Source organism: Streptomyces sp. NPDC004031 (assembly GCF_053604375.1).
Genome location: NZ_JBSGHL010000012.1, coordinates 24,441 through 41,541 on the forward strand (window position 1 = coordinate 24,441; position 17,101 = coordinate 41,541).

The window sequence follows — 17,101 nt, forward strand, 5'->3', positions numbered from 1 at the left end:
AGCTTGCCCATGGGTCACACGGCCTCGCCGGAGGCACACTCCAGCGGCCTGACAGCCACCGAGCACCGCCTGGCGAACGGGTTGCGGGTGGTGCTCTCAGAGGACCACCTCACCCCGGTCGCGGCCGTCTGCCTCTGGTACGACGTCGGTTCGCGCCACGAGGTCAAGGGACGCACCGGCCTCGCCCACCTCTTCGAGCACCTGATGTTCCAGGGCTCGGGGAGCGTCAAGGGCAACGGCCACTTCGAACTGGTCCAGGGCGCGGGCGGCTCCCTCAACGGCACCACCAGCTTCGAGCGCACCAACTACTTCGAGACCATGCCCGCCCACCAGCTGGAACTGGCCCTGTGGCTGGAGGCCGACCGGATGGGCAGCCTGCTGACCGCACTGGACCAGGAGAGCCTGGACAACCAGCGGGACGTGGTCAAGAACGAGCGCCGCCAGCGGTACGACAACGTGCCCTACGGCACCGCGTTCGAGCGCCTCACCGCGCTCGCCTACCCCGACGGCCACCCGTACCACCACACCCCGATCGGCTCGATGGCCGACCTGGACGCGGCCTCGCTGGAGGACGCCCAGGCGTTCTTCCGCACGTATTACGCGCCCGGCAACGCGGTGCTCGCGGTCGTCGGCGACATCGACCCGGAGCAGACGCTCGCCTGGGTGGAGAAGTACTTCGGCACCATCCCCGCCCACGACGGCAAGCCGCAGCCGCGCGACGGCTCGCTGCCCGACGTGATGGGCGGTCAGCTGCGCGAGGTCGTCGAGGAGGACGTGCCCTCGCGCGCCCTGATGGCCGCCTACCGGCTGCCCGAGGACGGCACCCGTGCGGGTGACGCCGCCGATCTGGCGCTGACGGTGCTGGGCGGCGGGGAGTCCTCCCGGCTGCACAACCGGCTGGTGCGCCGCGACCGCACCGCCGTGACCGCGGGCTTCGGGCTGCTGCGGCTGGCCGGAGCGCCGTCGCTGGGATGGCTGGACGTCAAGTCGTCCGGCGGCGCCGAGCTGGCCGCGATCGAGGCCGCGGTCGACGAGGAGCTGGCGCGCTTCGCCGCCGAGGGCCCCACGCCCGAGGAGATGGAGCGGGCGCAGGCGCAGCTGGAGCGCGAGTGGCTGGACCGGCTGGCCACCGTCGGCGGCCGGGCCGACGAGCTGTGCCGCTTCGCCGTGCTGTTCGGCGACCCGCAGAAGGCGCTGACCGCGGTGCAGCGTGTGCTGGAGGTCACCCCGGAGGAGGTCCGGGCGGTCGCCGCGGCCCGGCTGCGTCCCGACAACCGGGCGGTGCTGCTGTACGAGCCCACCGGCAAGGCGGCGCAGCAGGCCGCCGCCGACGACGAGGCCGGGGAGCAGGACGCCGCCGCGGACGCCGGCACGGACCAGGAGGAGGGCGAGCTGTGAGCGACACCACCGCCGTCATGACGTTCCACCCGCAGCCGCAGGCCGGCGCGCCCAAGCCGTGGGCCTTCCCGGCCCCCGAGCGCGGCGCGCTCGGCAACGGGCTGACGCTGCTCACCAGCCACCGCCCCGGCCAGCAGGTCGTCGCGGTCGAGGTGCTGCTCGCGGCGCCGCTGGACGCCGAGCCGGAGGGCCTGGACGGTGTCGCGACCATCATGGCCAGGGCGCTGTCGGAGGGCACCGACGAGCACACCGCCGAGGAGTTCGCGGCCGAACTGGAGCGCTGCGGCGCCACCCTGGACGCGCACGCCGACCACCCCGGGGTGCGGGTGTCGCTGGAGGTGCCCGCCTCCCGGCTGGACCGGGCGCTGTCGCTGCTGGCCCAGGCGCTGCGCGCCCCGGCCTTCGCCGAGGACGAGATCGAGCGGCTGGTCGCCAACCGGCTCGACGAGATCGAGCACGAGCTGGCCAACCCCGCGCGCCGCGCGGCCATGGAGCTGTCCAAGGAGCTCTTCCCGGCGGAGCTGCGCTGCTCCCGCCCGCGGCTGGGCACCGAGGAGACCGTCCGGCGGATCGACGCGGCGGCGGTGCGCGCCTTCTACACCGCGCACGTCCGGCCCGCGACGGCCACCGCGGTGGTGGTCGGCGACCTGACCGGCATCGACCTGCCCGCGCTGCTCGACGAGACGCTCGGCCGCTGGACGGGCGCGGCCGCGCAGCCGCGCCCGCGCCCGGTGATCACCGCGAACGACGCCGCCCGCGTCGTCATCGTGGACCGGCCCGGCTCGGTGCAGACCCAGATCCTCATCGGCCGCACCGGCCCCGACCGGCACGCCGCGGTGTGGCCGGCCCAGGTCATCGGCACCTACTGCCTGGGCGGCACCCTCACCTCGCGGCTGGACCGGGTGCTGCGCGAGGAGAAGGGCTACACCTACGGCGTGCGGGCCTTCGCGCAGGTGCTGCTGGCCTCCGCGGACGGGACCGGCGCGGCGCTGCTGGCGATCAACGGCTCGGTGGCCACCGAGGTCACCGGGCCCGCGCTGGCCGACGCCTGGCAGGTCGTCCGCACCCTCGCCGAGGGCGGACTGACCGACGACGAGCGGGACGTCGCGGTGCAGAACCTGGTGGGCGTGGCCCCGCTGCGCTACGAGACGGCCGCGGCCGTGGCCGGGACGCTCACCGACCAGGTCGAGCAGCAGCTGCCGGACGACTTCCAGGCGCATCTGTACGAGCGGCTGGCCGCGACCGGCACCGTCGAGGCGACCGCGGCCGTGGTCAGCGCCTTCCCGCTGGACCGCATGGTGGTGATCCTGGTCGGCGACGCCTCCGCCATCGCCGAGCCCGTGCGCGAGCTGGGCATCGGACCGGTGCGCGTCACCAGCTGAGCCCCGCGGGAGACGCGGGCGTCCGCCGCCCGCGCGCCCCGCGACCGCCGACGGACCCCGGCGCGCCCGTGCGCGCCGGGGTCCGCGCGTATGCGCATACCACCGTAATTCCGGGGCCGCATTCCCCTTTCCCGGTGTGCTGGAATAGAGTCGCTGCACAATTCGGGGAAAGGACGTGGTCGGGCGATGCGGAATCGGACGTGAGCGGGTCGGAAGGCACCGCGCGGCGAATCTCTGCCGAGGTGGTGTGTACGGCGATACGCGACGACATCGTCGCCGGCTACTTCCCGCCGGGGAGCCGGCTGACCGAGGAACTGCTCGCACAGCGCTACGGCGTCTCGCGGGTGCCGGTGCGCGAGGCGCTGCGCACCCTGGAGTCCGAGGGCTTCGTCAGGACCCGCAAGCACGCCGGTGCGTCGGTCGCCGAGCCCACCGAGCAGGAGGCCGCCGACCTGCTGGAGATCCGCGGGCTGCTGGAGCCGCTGGGCGCCGCGCGGGCGGCGCAGCGGCGCACCGACGCGCATCTGAAGGTGCTGCGCGGACTGGTGCGGCTGGGCCAGGAGCGGGCGGTGCAGGGGCAGGTGTCGGATCTGCCGTCGCTGAGCGGGTGGTTCCACGAGACGCTCGCGCAGGCCTCCGGCAGCCCGACGCTGGCCGCGCTGCTGATCCAGCTGCGGCACAAGATCTCCTGGGTCTACGCCGACGACGGGGCGGGGCGCGCCGCGGAGGCGTGGGAGGAGCACGCGGCGATCGTGGACGCGGTCGCGCGCGGTGACGCCGAGCGGGCCCGCAGGCTCGCCGCGGTCCATCTGGAGCACGCCGCGGCGGTGAGAACCCTGAAACACCGTGTAAACGCGGGGCGCCGCCGCAATTAACAATCGCACCGTATACAAGAGTGCGTGATTATCGTCCGGGGTATCGCCGCGGGCGGTCGCGGAAAAGGCGTGAGACGGGCGTGAAAAAGCGGGCCCGGCAATCCTGGTGGATTGCGGGACCCGCTGGTTCCGGCGTGCGCGCAATTGCTCGCGCGCGGCGGAAAGCCGTGCGGCGCCACGTCATGGCGCCCGAGGCGTCAGACGGTCTCGGGAAGCTCTTCCAGGCCTTCGGCGACCAGCTTGGCCAGCCGGTCGAGCGCGACCTCGGCGCCCTCGGCCTCGGAGGCCAGCACGATCTCCTCGCCGCCCTTCGCGCCCAGGCTCAGCACCGCGAGCATCGAGGCGGCGTTGACCGGGCCGCCACCCTGCCTGGCGATGGTGACCGGCACCCCGGCGGCGGTCGCCGCGCGGACGAAGATGGACGCCGGGCGGGCGTGCAGGCCCTCCGCCCAGCCGACGTTGACGCGGCGCTCAACCATGGTGTTGCCCTTCGGTGTGTGTGTCAGATCGTGCAAGTTGTCTAGACCATTTTTGCACGACGCGGGCGCAACCCGGGCACCCGGCCGGTGAGCCCAGGGTCCCGCGTGCGCCTGCCGCCCGCCAGATGGCCACGCCGCATACGCTGGAGGCCATGACCGACCCGCAAGGCCCGGAAGAACCGCACGGCGCGCACGGCCCGCGAGACGCCCAGGGCCCGCGGGGAGCAGCGCCCCGGCCCTACCCCGTCCACTGGGAGGCCGACGTGGTGCTGCGGGACGGCGGCATCACCCATGTCCGGCCCATCGGCCCGGACGACGCGGGACGCCTGGTCGACTTCTACGAGAAGGTCTCCGACGAGTCGAAGTACTACCGCTTCTTCGCGCCCTACCCCCGGCTGTCCGACCGCGACGTGCACCGCTTCACGCACCACGACTACGACGACCGCGTGGGCCTGGCCGCCACCGTCGGCGGCGAGTTCATCGCGACCGTCCGCTACGACCGCACCGACGAGCACGGCCGGGCCGTGTCCGGCGCCGCCGGGACCCGGGCCGAGGTCGCCTTCCTGGTCCAGGACGCCCACCAGGGCCGCGGGGTCGCCTCCGCACTGCTGGAGCACATCGCCGCCGTCGCCCGCGAGCGCGGCATCCTGCACTTCACCGCGGACGTCCTGCCCGCCAACAGCAAGATGGTCAAGGTCTTCACCGACGCCGGCTACACCCAGCGGCGCAGCTTCGCCGACGGCGTCGTCCACCTCGACCTGGACCTGGAGCCCACCGCCGAGTCCGTGCAGGTCATGCGCTCGCGCGAGCACCGCGCCGAGGCCCGCTCCATGCAGCGGCTGCTGCGCCCGGAGTCCGTCGCCGTGATCGGCGCCGGGCGGCGGCCCGGCGGGGTGGGGCGCACCCTGCTGCGCAACATCGCCGCCGGCGGCTTCACCGGCCGCCTGTACGCCGTCAACCACTCCTTCGCGCCGGACACCGACCTCGACGGGGTGCCCGGCTTCCGCTCGGTGCGGGAGATCGCCGCACGCGGCGAGAGCGTGGACGTCGCGGTGGTCGCGGTGCCCGCCGGGCAGGTGCCGCAGGCCGTCGCCGACTGCGGCGAGGCGGGTGTGCGCGGCCTGGTCGTGGTCGCGGCCGGCTACTCCGAGACCGGGCCCGAGGGCCGCGAGCGGCAGCGCGAACTGGTACGGCTGGTGCGCGGCCACGGCATGCGGCTCATCGGGCCGAACGCCTTCGGGGTGCTCAACACCGCGCCCTCCGTGCGGCTCAACGCCTCCCTCTCGCCGGGCATGCCGCACCAGGGGCGGCTGGGGCTCTTCACGCAGTCCGGGTCGATCGGCATCGCGCTGCTGTCCGGGCTGCACCGGCGCGGCGCCGGGCCCTCCACCTTCGTCTCGGCCGGCAACCGCGCGGACGTCTCCGGCAACGACCTGCTCCAGTTCTGGCAGGACGACCCGGACACCGACGCCGTGCTGATGTACCTGGAGTCCTTCGGCAACCCCCGCAAGTTCAGCCGGCTCGCCCGCCGCACGGCCGCCGTCAAGCCCGTCGTGGTCGTCAAGGGCGCCCTGCACAGCGGCTCGGTGCCCGCCGGGCACGCGGTGCCCGTCGCGCGCATCCCCGACAGCACCGTGAGCGCGCTCTTCCGGCAGGCCGGTGTGATCCGCGTGGACACCGTCACCGAACTCCTCGACGCCGGGCTCCTGCTGGCCCTCCAGCCGCTCCCCGCGGGCGACCGGCTGGCGATCCTCGGCAACTCCGAATCCCTCGGCCTGCTCACCTACGACGCCGCGCTCACCGCGGGCCTGCGCCCCTCCGCCCCGCTGGACCTCACCACCTCCGCCGCCCCCGCCGACTTCGCCGAGGCCCTGACCCGCGCGCTGGCCGACCCGGCGACGGACGCGGTCGTGGTCACCGCCATCCCGCGGGTCACCGCCGACGCCCTGCCACCCGCCGCCCCGCCGGGCGAGGCCGGGGCCCTGGACGGGGTGCCGGACGAGGGCGACGACCCCGCGCTCGCCGACGCGCTGCGCCGCGCCGCCGCCGGGGACAAGCCGGTCGTCGTGGTGCACCTGGCCCTGGAGACCTTCGCCGAACGCCTCGGCGCACCCGGCGGCGAGGGCGCGCGGCTGCCCGCCTACCGGGCGCCGGACCGGGCCGTCGGCTCGCTCGCCGAGGCCGCCCGGTACGCCGTGTGGCGCGCGGGTTCGGCCGACCCGGGACGCGTCCCGGCCTTCGACGACATCCAGGAGGCCGCGGCCGCCGAGGACGTGCGCCGGCTGCTGCCGCCCGGCTCGCCGCCGCAGGGCGTGACCCTCTCCGACGCCGACGCGGCGGCCCTGCTCGCCCGCTACGGCGTCACCGTGCGCCGCGCGCTGCCCGCGCCGGACCCCGACGCGGCCGTCGCCGCCGCCGGGTCGATCGGCTACCCCGTCGCCCTCAAGGCCACCGCCCCGCACCTGCGGCACCGCCCGGACCTCGGCGGTGTCCGCCTGGACCTCGCCGACGAGGGCGACCTGCGGCGCGCGTACGAGGAGCTGACCGCGCGGCTGGGCGGGCCCGCGGAGCTGCGCCCCGTCGTCCAGGCGATGGCGCCGCGCGGGGTGGACACGGTGATCCGGGCCGGGGTGGACCCGGCCGCCGGGGCGGTGCTCTCCTTCGGGCTGGCCGGTCCGCCCTCCGAACTGCTCGGCGACCTCGCGCACCGGCTCGTCCCCGCGACCGACCGGGACGCCGCGGACCTGGTGCGCTCCATCAAGGCCGCGCCGCTGCTCTTCGGCTGGCGCGGCGCCGAACCGGTCGACACCGGCGCGCTGGAGGAGCTGCTGCTGCGGGTGTCGCTGCTGGCCGACGACCTGCCGGAGGTCGTCGCGGTGCGCCTGGACCCGGTGGTCGTCGCCCCGCACGGGCTGACCGTGCTGGCCGCGACCGTACGGCTCGCGCCGCCGCCCGCCCGGACCGACCTCGGCCCGCGGGCCCTGTCGCAGTACTGACGGCCGCCGCGCGGCACGGACCGGCGGCGGGCGCGCGCCGGGCACGCGACACCGCGGGGACCTGCAGGACCCCTAGGATGGACGTATGGCGAAGTCGGGGATCACCACGCAGGGACTGCGGACGGCGATCGAGCGCAGCGGGTACTACCCGGGGCTCGTGTCGGAGGCCGTGGAGGCCGCGGTCGGGCAGGAGCCCGTCACGTCGTACCTGGTGCACCAGGAGACCACGTTCGACGCGAACGAGGTGCGCCGGCATGTGACCGTGCTGGTGCTCACCGCGAGCCGCTTCATCGTCAGCCATACCGACGAGCAGGCCGCCGACGACTCCTCGCCGACGCCCTACGCCACGACGTCGACGGAGTCGGTCAAGATCGGCCGGATCTCCTCCGTCGTGGTCAGCCGGGTGGTGGCCAACCCGGAGGCGTACACCCCGGGCACGCTGCCGCGCGAGGTCGTGCTGACGATCGGCTGGGGCGCCGTCTCCCGGATCGACCTGGAACCGGCCGCGTGCGGGGATCCCAACTGCGAGGCGGACCACGGCTACACCGGCTCCTCCACCGCCGACGACCTGTCCCTGCGGGTCAGCGAGGCGGGCGACGGACCCGACACCGTACGGCAGGCGCTCGCCTTCGCGCAGGCGCTCTCCGAGGCGACCGCGGCCGCCGCCTGATGGTCCAGCCCCTGCACGACGACGGGCTGCTCGACCCCCGCACCGCCCCCGTACCCGCCTACGGCAGCGCCGCGCTGTGCGACGTCGTCCCGGCCGCGGTCGCGGGGTTCGGCATCGACGGCATGCCGCGCACCGGACTGCGGCTCGCGCCCGCCGACCGGGTGTGCGTCTTCCTCGTGGACGGGCTCGGCTGGGAGCTGATCGCCCGGCACCCGGACGAGGCGCCCTACCTGAACGCGCTGCTGCCCAGTTCGCTGAACGGCACCGGCCGCCCGCTGACGGCCGGTTTCCCCGCCACCACCGCGACCTCGCTGGCCTCCGTCGGCACCGGGCTGCCGCCCGGCCGGCACGGCCTGGCGAGCTACATGACGCTCAACCCGGCGACCGGCGAGCTGATGAACCAGCTGCGCTGGCAGCCCTGGACCGCCCCGGCGGTCTGGCAGCCGCACCCCACCGTCTTCCGGCTCGCCGACGCCGCGGGCATCGCCACCTGCCAGGTGTCCTCGCCCGACTTCGCGCGCACCCCGCTCACCCAGGTCGCGCTGTCCGGCGGCACCTTCCACGGCCGGCTGACCGGCGAGGAGCGGATGGACCTGGCCGCCGACCGGCTGGCCGCCGCGGACCGCACGCTCGTCTACACGTACTACAGCGAGCTGGACGGCATGGGCCACCGGCACGGTGTGGACTCCGACGCCTGGCGCGGCCAGCTGATGACGGTCGACCGGCTGGTGCAGCGGCTCGCCGAGCAGCTGCCGCCGCGCGCGGTGCTCTACGTCACCGCCGACCACGGCATGACCGACATCCCCTTCGACGAGGAGTCGCGCATCGACGTCGACGAGGACTGGGAGCTGCGCGCCGGGGTCGGTCTGCTGGGCGGCGAGGGGCGTGCCCGGCACGTCTACGCGGTGCCGGGCGCGGCCGCCGACGTGCTCGCGGTGTGGCGCGAGGTGCTGGGCGACCGGATGTGGGTCGCGGGCCGCGACGAGGCGGTGGCGGCGGGCTGGTTCGGGCCGCACGTGGAGCCGCGGGTGCTGCCCAGGATCGGCGACGTGGTCGCCGTCGCCCGTGACGACATCGCGATCGTCGCGAGCCGCGGTGAGCCGGGGGAGTCGAGGATGACCGGCCTGCACGGCTCGATGGTCCCCGCCGAGCAGCTCGTGCCGCTGCTCGAAGTCCGCACCTGAGTCCTCCCGCGTCCGCGCGCCCCTGTCCTGTCCCTCCACCGAAAGGCCGCTGTCCCGCCATGTCCGAGCTGGTTTTCTTCTCCGGAACGATGGACTGCGGCAAGAGCACCCTCGCCCTGCAGATCGTCCACAACCGCGCCTCACGCGGCCTGCAGGCGGTGATCTTCACCAAGGACGACCGGGCGGGCGAGGGCAAGCTGTCGTCGCGGCTCGGGCTGGTCACCGACGCCGTCGAGGCGGTGGACGGCATGGATCTCTACGCGCACCTGGTCGCCCTGATAAGCCGCGGCGGCCGCGCGGACTTCGTGGTCGTGGACGAGGCGCAGTTCCTGGCGCCGGAGCAGATCGACCAGCTCGCCCGCGCGGTCGACGAGCTGGACGTGGACGTCTACGCCTTCGGCATCGCGACCGACTTCCGCACCCGGCTCTTCCCCGGCTCCCAGCGGCTCATCGAACTCGCCGACCGCATCGAGACGTTGCAGGTCGAGGCGCTGTGCTGGTGCGGTGCGCGGGCCACGCACAACGCCCGCACGGTCGGCGGGCAGATGGTCGTGGAGGGCGCCCAGGTGGTGGTCGGGGACGTCTCCCGGCAGGACGAGACGGGCTACGAGGTGCTGTGCCGCCGCCACCACCGGCGCCGGATGACCTCCGCGTCGGCGGGCGCCGCGGCCCTGGCGCCCGACGTGCTGCCGGTGCCGGGCGCCTGACGGCCGGTACGCGAAGGGCGCGGGCCCGGGGGACGGCCCCGGGCCCGCGCGTTCTTCCGGGGGCGGTCAGCCCGCGGCCGGGCCGAACTCGGCCTCGACCGTGCGGTCGGCCGTGACCGGGACGCTCAGCGCGTTGCCGTCGGCGGGCACGTCGGCCCCGTCCAGCGTCCAGCCGAGCAGCCGGTACCCGGCGGCCGGGACGGCGGTGACCGTCACCGTGTCGCCCTTCTCGTAGCGGCCCGGCTCGGTGGCGTTGCCGGTCACCGTGACCGTGCCGCCGGCCGCGGGTGAGGCGCTCGCGGTCACCGACTGCTGCACCATGGTGATCGCCATGATGTTGAACAGCTTCGCCGGACCGGTGTACGTCGTGCCGTTGTAGCGCATGACGTTCACCGCGCGGACGTCCGCGGACGGACCGGCCTTGACCGTGTAGCCGCCGTCGCCGAGGTTGTCCGTGCCCAGGTTGAAGGCGCTGACCTGGCCGGACTCCACGGCCAGGCCGTCGTGCATGCCGTAGCCGAAGACGTCCAGGACCGTCAGGGCGCGGGCGCCCGCGACGTGCACCAGGTCGGTGTTCTTGCGGGTGACGCCGTCGATGGTCTGCGGGAAGAGGTTGCTCCCCAGGCCCCAGCCCGGCTCGTAGAAGCCGGTCCGGTTGACGGCGTTGCCGTTGCTCAGGACACCGTCGATCGTGCCGTGGTCGTTGGCGCCGACCGTGATGCCCCGGTTGAGGAAGACACCGCCGACCTTGCGCACCGTGAAGCCGTCGCTGCGCTCGGAGGTGAGGTCGATGCCGTTCCAGGTGTTGGTCATCGTGACGTCGACGACGTAGGTGCCGCGCCCCGCCCCGCGGATGGCGTACGGGTAGGGGACGTAGCCGGTCGCCGGGTTGTTCTCCGGGTGGAAGACCCGCAGGCCGCGGACCCCGGCGCCGTCGCCGGCCAGCGTGACGAGCGCGGTGGCGGTGGCGGGGGCCGAGGTGTTGCGGCCCTCGAAGGCGAAGAGCACGGTGCCGCCGCTGTCGCCGTCCTCGTCGCGGTTCGGCGAGGCCGCCGCGCCGCGCAGTTCGACGCCCGCCGGGACCTTCACATGGGTGCTGACGCGGTACCAGCCGGCCGGCAGGTAGACGGTGCCGCCGCCCTGCCTGCCCGCGGTGTCCAGCAGCTTCTGCAGCGGGCCGGTCGCGTCGGCCGCGGGCAGGTAGCCCACGCCGTGCGGCACGCCGCTCGCGACGTACAGCGCCTGCCGCTTCGGGGCCGGGTCGGCGGTCGCGGCCGGGGCGGCCGGGACGGCGCCGGGCATCCGGACGACGGTGCCGGAGGCGGGGCCGTCCAGGGTGGTGCCGGTGAGCTTCACATAGCCGCCGGTGGTGTTGCGCACCGAGGCCGTGCTGCCCTGGAGGGTGCCGCCCGCGAAGGACATGCCCCAGCGGCTGTCGAGGTCGTCCACCTGGAGGGCGACGTCCGTGCGGACCACCGAGGTGCGCAGGAACGAGCCGGTGAAGGTGGCGCGCTGGCCCTTGACCGTCCGGATGCCGATGTGGAGGTCGGACAGCGAGATACCGGAGAACTGGTCCCATTCGAGGTCACCGAGCACCAGGCCGGTGGCGTTGGCCCGGGTCCAGCGGTCCAGGCCGGCCCGCTTCGGCGGCTGGTAGGCCGCCGGTGCCTTCGCCCAGTAGGCGTTGGAGAAGGTGACGTCGCTCCAGGTGCCGACGTCCGAGCCGTTGTAGGCGGTCGCTCCGGCCGACAGCACGGTGCCCTTGACGTCGGCGACGGTCGCCGACTCGTGCACCTGGCCCTGCACCGCGGGACGCCCGCGGTCGTCGGCCTTCGTGGAGATGCCGATGCCCTGGTAGGAGTTGAGCATCGTGACGTGTGCGACGGTGCCCATCATGAAGTTGGCGTCGCTCTGCCAGGCCGAGCCCGGGATCTCGAACGTGTTGCCGTACGGGACCGGGTGGGCGGCGTTCTGGCGCGGGTAGTACGTGGTGACGCCCTGCACGGAGGCGCTGCCGCCGATCCGGAAGAGCACCGGGCCGTCCGCGCCGGACGGCAGATCGGCGCTGATCACGGTGCCGTACGAGCCCGAGCCGGTGTCCGGGTCACGCCGGTCGCCGCGCAGCGAGCAGAAGGCCGGGACCTCCACGGTGGTGGTGATCCGGTAGGTGCCCGCGCCCATCCACACCGTGCCGCCGCCCGCGTCCTGGCAGTCGTACAGCGCCCGCTGCACGGCGGCCGTGGCGTCCTTGCGGCCGGTGGCGTCGGCGCCGTAGGCACGGACGTCGAAGTCGGCGACCACCGGGTCGGGGGTGGGATAGCGGGTGTGGACGAGCACCGGGTGCGGGGTGACCGCGTTGCGCCGGTGCACCTCCAGGTCGGCCAGCGCGACCTTGTTCGCACCGGGCGCGTAGCCGGTCACCGCGAGCCGGACGTAGCGCGCGGTGGTGAGCGGGAAGGCGGTGCTGGTCGCGGAGCCCGCGCCGGTGGCGCCGCTGCGGCCGACGGTGGTGAAGTGCCGGCCGTCGGTGCCGACCTGCACGGTGTAGTCCCAGCCGAAGGAGCCCTGCCAGGTGGCGAGCACCTGGTCGAAGCGCTGCGGCTTGCCCAGGTCCACCGTGAAGGTCTCGCCCTTTCCGGCGTCGCCGCTGGTCCAGGCGGTGCCGCCGTCGCCGTCGATGGCCGCGGCGGGGGAGGAGCCGGCCGCCGAGCTGGACGCGGTGGCGGTGCCCAGGTGCGCCAGGTCGGTGTTCACGGCCAGCGCGTGGAAGGCGTCGAGCGCCGCCTGCAGGGTGTGGAAGGCGGTACGGGCCTGCTCGTCCGTCACGCCGGTGCCCTCGGCGACCGTACGGGCCTGGTCCGCGGCCTGCTTCAGGGCCTCCTTGGCGCCCGCCGGGTACTGCCCGTCGCGGGTGCCCTCGCGGGCGGCGAGGTAGGCCAGGTCGGCCTGGGCGACGAGCTGCTTCAGGCCCGTCGTCGGGTCGAGGGTCTTCGGCAGCGCCGTCACCGTGACCCGGGCGACCTTGAGTTCGGCCGCGCTGCCGCCGGTCGTGATGCGGAAGTCGGAGCCGTTGGAGCGGTTGGTGAGGATCGCGTCGTCCAGCACGAAGGTGTGGGTCTTCCACGTCCCCGAGTCGCCGTAGGTGAACAGCGGCGACTGCTTGAACATCTGCGGGATGGTGTCGCCCGGGGAGTCGTACTCCAGCTGGATCCCGCCGCTGCCCTGGTCGTAGTAGTCGATGCTGACGGCCACCGGGTCCGTGGTGTCGTAGACCACGGTGTCGTCGGCGTTCATGTAGAAGAAGCCGGTCTCGGCGCCCGCGTGGCTGTGGTCGGTCTGCCAGTAGCCGCGGCCGTCCACGGTGCCGGTGACCAGGTGGGAGTCGTTGTCGCCCGCGCGCGGGTCGACGCCGTGCGTCTCGACCGTGGGGCCGAGGTCCACCGACAGGCCCGCGGCGATCCGCACCCGGGCCACCGTGACGTCGGCCGGAGCGCCGCCGTCCGTACCGGAGATCCGCAGCTCGCGGCCCGCGGAGAAGTCGGCCGGGACGGTGAAGGCCGCGGTGGTGAAGTCACCGGACCCGGCCAGCGCGACACTGCCCAGCGCGTCCCCGGAGCCGCTGCCCCGGGTGAGCTGGAGGGTGCCGCCGCCGGTGTCCTGGTAGGTGACGGCGACAGTGAGCTGACCGGCCGTCACGGTGTCGGTGTAGTCCTGGTCGAGGTCGAACGCCAGGTATCCGGCGCCGTTCGCGACGTCGGTGCGCCAGTACGGCGTACCGTCCTGCGTCCCGGTCCGCAGCGCGGAGGCGTCGTCACCGGCGGTCGCGGTCAGGCCCAGGGTGAAGGGGTCGGGGCCGAGATCGGCGCCGACGCCCAGCGGGTAGAGCGTGGGCGCGGCGGCCCACGCCGGCAGCGAGGCCGGCAGCAGCAGCGCAGCCACGGTGAGCAGCAGCAGCGCGGGGGCGCGCAGCAGCGCCCGGAGCGGGGAACGTCTGGGTGGCACGGGGACAACCTCCGGAGGATCACGACAGGACGTACGGTCAGGGGTCGTGCGGATGGTGCGTGTGCGTGCGGTGCTGGTGGTGCCGGTGGTGCTGTTCTTGCCGGTGGTGCCGTTCTGTTCGGTGGTGCTGTTCTTTTCGGTGGTGCGGTGCGGGCCCGGTTCCGGGGCAGCCGGAACCGCCGGACCGGCGGACCGGCCCGGGGCGGGCCCGGACCGCGCCGCCCCCGTCGGCAGGGGGCGGCGCGGCCGTTCAGGGGTGGCGCGGGATCAGGCCCGGCGCAGCCGGAGGGTCAGGATCTGGAAGGGCCGCAGCTCCAGCGGCAGTCCGCCGTCGGCGCCGGCCGCGACCGGCTCCACCGGGTTCTCCAGCAGGTCGGTGACCTCGGCCCCGGCCAGGGCGAAGCCGGTGTGCAGCACACCGCGGGCGGCGCCGCCGCGCGACTCGTACAGCCGCACCACGACGTCGCCGCTGCGGTCGTCGGCGAGCTTGACCGTCTCCACGGTGATGTCCGGGTTGTCGACGGTGACGAGCGCGGGCCCGCCGGCCGGCGCCGCGCCCGCGGGGCGCAGCGGCAGGTTGAAGGCGTAGCCCGCGGCGACGGCGTCGCCGACCCCGGCGCCGACGACGAGCGCGTAGCCGAAGCTGTGCCGGCCGCGGTCGGCCTGCGGGTCGGGGCTGTGCGGGGAGCGCAGCAGCGACAGCCGCAGCGTGGTCGTGGTGCCGCCGTCCTCGCGGGTGGTGCGGGACACGTCGTGGCCGTAGGTGGAGTCGTTGACGACCGCGGCGCCCCAGTTGTGCTCGCCGAGGTGCACCCAGCGGTGCGCCCACAGCTCGAAGCGGGCCGCGTCCCAGCTGGTGTTCTCGTGCGTGGGGCGGCGGACGTGGCCGAACTGGATCTCCGCGCTCTCGGTCTCGGCGTGCACGTTGACCGGCCAGGCGGCCTTGAGCAGGGTGTCGCGCTCCTGCCAGTCGATGTCGGTCCTGACGGCCAGCCGGTCGCTGCCCGCCGTCAGCTCCAGGTGCTGCACCAGGTGCGAGTCGCCGAACGCGCGCTCCACCCGTACCGACGCCAGCAGCGGACCGGACTCGGCGATCTCGACGGACACCGCGTCGGTGAGGTCCCGGACGGTGTCGCGGTAGTAGCCGTCGATGTTCCAGGCGCTCCACAGGTTCGGGTCGTCCGGGTGCAGCTGGAGCAGGTTGCCCGCGGCGCCCGGTGCGATGGCCTCGCGGCGCGCCCGCAGGTCGTACGCCGAGCGCACCAGGCCCTGGGCGTCGACGACGACCCGCAGCACCCCGTTGTCGAGGGTGATCGTGCCGTCCTCGGCGACCGCGGTCACGGCCTGGGTACCGGCGGGATCGACGGCCCGGCCGCTGCCCAGCGCGGGCGCCTCGACCAGCACGGCCTGCCGCCCGTCGGACAGCCGCTGGCCGCCCTCGGTGTGCATGCCCTCCGGCAGCAGCGCGACCTCGCGGCGCGCGTAGGGCCCGGCGTTGAAGAACGCCACCCCCTCGCCGCCGTCCAGCGCGGTCCCGATCACCTCGGCCAGCTCCGCCTGGAGTTCGCCGTGCACCTTCTCGGCCTCCTGGTGCACCCAGGCGATCGACGAGCCGGGCAGGATGTCGTGGAACTGGTGCAGCAGCACCCGCTGCCAGATCGACTCCAGCTTCTCGTACGGGTAGGGCGCCCCGCCCCGCACCGCCGCGGCCACCGACCACAGCTCGGCCTCGCGCAGCAGCGCCTCGGCGCGCCGGTTGCCGTGCTTGGTGCGGGCCTGGCTGGTGTACGTGCCGCGGTGGTTCTCCAGGTACAGCTCGCCGCGCCAGACCGGCAGCTTCTCGTACTCCGCGCGGGCGGCGGCGAAGAAGTCCTCCGGGTGGCCGACCTCGACGCGGGTGGAGCCCTCCAGGTCGCGCAGCCGCCGGGCCTTCTCCAGCATCTCGCGGGTGGGGCCGCCGCCGCCGTCACCGAAGCCGAACGGGGCCAGCGAGCGGGTCGCGGCGCCCTTGTCGGCGAAGTTGTTCTCGGCGTGCGCCAGTTCGGCGCCGGTCAGGCTCGCGTTGTAGGTGTCGACGGGCGGGAAGTGGGTGAAGATGCGGGTGCCGTCGATGCCCTCCCACGCGAAGGTGTGGTGCGGCAGCCGGTTGGTCTCGTTCCACGACAGCTTCTGCGTGAGGAACCACTTGGCCCCGGCGAGGGTGGCCAGCTGCGGGTAGGCGGCGGTGTAGCCGAAGGAGTCCGGCAGCCACACGCCCTCCTGCTCCAGGCCGAACTCCTCGGCGAAGAAGCGGCGGCCGAAGACCAGCTGCCGGGCCAGCGCCTCGCCGCCGGGCAGATTGCCGTCGGCCTCCACCCACATGCCGCCGACCGGCGCCCAGTTGCCTTCGGTGATCGCCTTCTTGATGCGCTCGAAGATCTCCGGGCGGCGCTCCTTGATCCACGCGTACTGCTGCGCGGACGAGCACGCGAAGACCAGCTCGGGGTATTCCTCGGCGAGCGTCGTCATGTTGGTGAAGGTGCGGGCGCACTTGCGCACCGTCTCCCGGATCGGCCACAGCCACGCCGAGTCGATGTGCGCGTGGCCGACCGCGGTGACGGTGTGCGCGGACGCGTATGCCGGGCGGGACAGCACGTCGGCGAGCCGGTCGCGGGCGGCCTGCGCGGTGCCCGCGACGTCCCGCACGTCGACCGCGTCGATCGCGTGCGCCAGCGCGCGCAGGATCTCGTGCCGCCGTGAGCCGCCCACGGGCAGCTCGCGCATCAGCTCGTCGAGCACCTCCATGTCGTGCAGCAGGTGCCAGACGGTGTTCTCGCGCACCGCGATGTGCGCCTCGCGCAGCTGGTAGAGGTGCTCGGTGCCCGCGGTCTCCTTGGAGCCGAACCACGTCCCGACCGACTTCGCGCCCTCGATCATCGGGTTGGCGGCCAGCTCCACCAGCAGCTCCACCGGCTCGCCGCCCGCGGCGGACTCGGCGAGCAGCACACTGCGGTGGTGCGGGTGCAGCCCCTGCAAGGGGGAGCCGGAGGCGTCGTGGGCGAAGCCCTCCGCCTGCCCGCCCGGCCCCTTGGTGGGGTCGAAGCCCAGGTCGAAGACGGCCTCGACGCGATGGCCCGCCCACTCCTGCGGGACCCGGCCGGTGGCCTTGAGCCAGCTGGTCGACCAGGGGCCGCCCCAGGTCTCGCCGATCGCCGTCGGCTCGTACGCGGCGGCCAGGGCGTCCGCCACCGGGACGGGTTCGCCCGGGACGTGCCAGACGGTCAGGTCCAGGTCCACCGGGTCGCGGTAGAGGGCGGGCCTGACCACCTGCGCGAGGAATTTGGTGATCCGCTCTTCGACGATATGCCGGTCGTCATGCACTGGTGTGCTCTTTCTGCTGGGGGTTTGCCGAGGGCCGGGGGAGGGTGC

Annotated in this window: 10 protein-coding genes; 7 read left to right on the forward strand and 3 right to left on the reverse strand. The window is 74.3% G+C overall.

Annotated elements, in window-relative coordinates; all coding sequences use genetic code 11:
* Positions 1-9: 9 nt before the first annotated feature.
* The 3 genes from ACWERV_RS10070 to ACWERV_RS10080 all read left to right on the forward strand — a co-directional run bounded on the left by ACWERV_RS10070 (position 10) and on the right by ACWERV_RS10080 (position 3,655).
* Positions 10-1,398, forward strand: coding sequence for a M16 family metallopeptidase (locus ACWERV_RS10070; RefSeq protein ID WP_452931034.1), 1,389 nt, complete (start codon positions 10-12; stop codon positions 1,396-1,398).
* Positions 1,399-1,415: 17 nt separating this feature from the next.
* A complete protein-coding gene (locus tag ACWERV_RS10075; RefSeq protein WP_398179266.1) occupies positions 1,416-2,780 on the forward strand; it encodes a M16 family metallopeptidase in 1,365 nt (454 codons plus the stop codon).
* Positions 2,781-2,980: 200 nt separating this feature from the next.
* A complete protein-coding gene (locus ACWERV_RS10080; RefSeq protein ID WP_398177920.1) occupies positions 2,981-3,655 on the forward strand; it encodes a GntR family transcriptional regulator in 675 nt (224 codons plus the stop codon).
* A gap of 197 nt (positions 3,656-3,852) precedes the next feature.
* On the opposite strand, the gene ACWERV_RS10085 is transcribed toward ACWERV_RS10080, so the two are convergent.
* Positions 3,853-4,134, reverse strand: coding sequence for an HPr family phosphocarrier protein (locus ACWERV_RS10085; protein WP_452931037.1), 282 nt, complete (start codon positions 4,132-4,134; stop codon positions 3,853-3,855).
* 152 nt (positions 4,135-4,286) lie between these two features.
* Here ACWERV_RS10085 and ACWERV_RS10090 point away from each other — a divergent pair, with 152 nt between their 5' ends.
* From ACWERV_RS10090 to ACWERV_RS10105, 4 genes are all read left to right on the forward strand, one after another.
* Positions 4,287-7,130, forward strand: a complete 2,844-nt coding sequence (locus tag ACWERV_RS10090; protein WP_452931039.1) for a bifunctional acetate--CoA ligase family protein/GNAT family N-acetyltransferase — start codon at positions 4,287-4,289, stop codon at positions 7,128-7,130.
* A gap of 85 nt (positions 7,131-7,215) precedes the next feature.
* Positions 7,216-7,800, forward strand: coding sequence for a DUF5998 family protein (locus tag ACWERV_RS10095; protein WP_398177929.1), 585 nt, complete (start codon positions 7,216-7,218; stop codon positions 7,798-7,800).
* Positions 7,800-8,984: an alkaline phosphatase family protein gene (locus ACWERV_RS10100; protein WP_452931042.1), complete on the forward strand. Its 1,185-nt coding sequence runs from the start codon at positions 7,800-7,802 to the stop codon at positions 8,982-8,984. The genes ACWERV_RS10095 and ACWERV_RS10100 overlap by 1 nt, the downstream gene beginning before the upstream one ends.
* 59 nt (positions 8,985-9,043) lie before the next feature.
* Entirely contained in the window at positions 9,044-9,691 is a 648-nt protein-coding gene (locus tag ACWERV_RS10105) for a thymidine kinase (RefSeq protein ID WP_452931045.1), read from the forward strand.
* A 66-nt stretch (positions 9,692-9,757) separates the two neighbouring features.
* Here ACWERV_RS10105 and ACWERV_RS10110 read toward each other — a convergent pair whose 3' ends face one another.
* Together ACWERV_RS10110 and ACWERV_RS10115 are read right to left on the reverse strand one after the other, a co-directional pair.
* Complete coding sequence (locus tag ACWERV_RS10110) at positions 9,758-13,693, reverse strand: discoidin domain-containing protein (RefSeq protein WP_452931048.1); 3,936 nt, start codon at positions 13,691-13,693, stop codon at positions 9,758-9,760.
* A gap of 267 nt (positions 13,694-13,960) precedes the next feature.
* A complete protein-coding gene (locus ACWERV_RS10115; RefSeq protein WP_452931050.1) occupies positions 13,961-17,053 on the reverse strand; it encodes an alpha-mannosidase in 3,093 nt (1,030 codons plus the stop codon).
* Between the last annotated feature and the right edge of the window lie 48 nt (positions 17,054-17,101).

Coding starts and splice junctions, on each gene's coding strand:
- ACWERV_RS10070 (WP_452931034.1), top strand. CDS start 10: ATGGGTCACACGGCCTCGCCGGAGGCACACTCCAGCGGCCTGACAGCC.
- ACWERV_RS10075 (WP_398179266.1), top strand. CDS start 1,416: ATGACGTTCCACCCGCAGCCGCAGGCCGGCGCGCCCAAGCCGTGGGCC.
- ACWERV_RS10085 (WP_452931037.1), bottom strand. CDS start 4,134: ATGGTTGAGCGCCGCGTCAACGTCGGCTGGGCGGAGGGCCTGCACGCC.
- ACWERV_RS10090 (WP_452931039.1), top strand. CDS start 4,287: ATGACCGACCCGCAAGGCCCGGAAGAACCGCACGGCGCGCACGGCCCG.
- ACWERV_RS10095 (WP_398177929.1), top strand. CDS start 7,216: ATGGCGAAGTCGGGGATCACCACGCAGGGACTGCGGACGGCGATCGAG.
- ACWERV_RS10100 (WP_452931042.1), top strand. CDS start 7,800: ATGGTCCAGCCCCTGCACGACGACGGGCTGCTCGACCCCCGCACCGCC.
- ACWERV_RS10105 (WP_452931045.1), top strand. CDS start 9,044: ATGTCCGAGCTGGTTTTCTTCTCCGGAACGATGGACTGCGGCAAGAGC.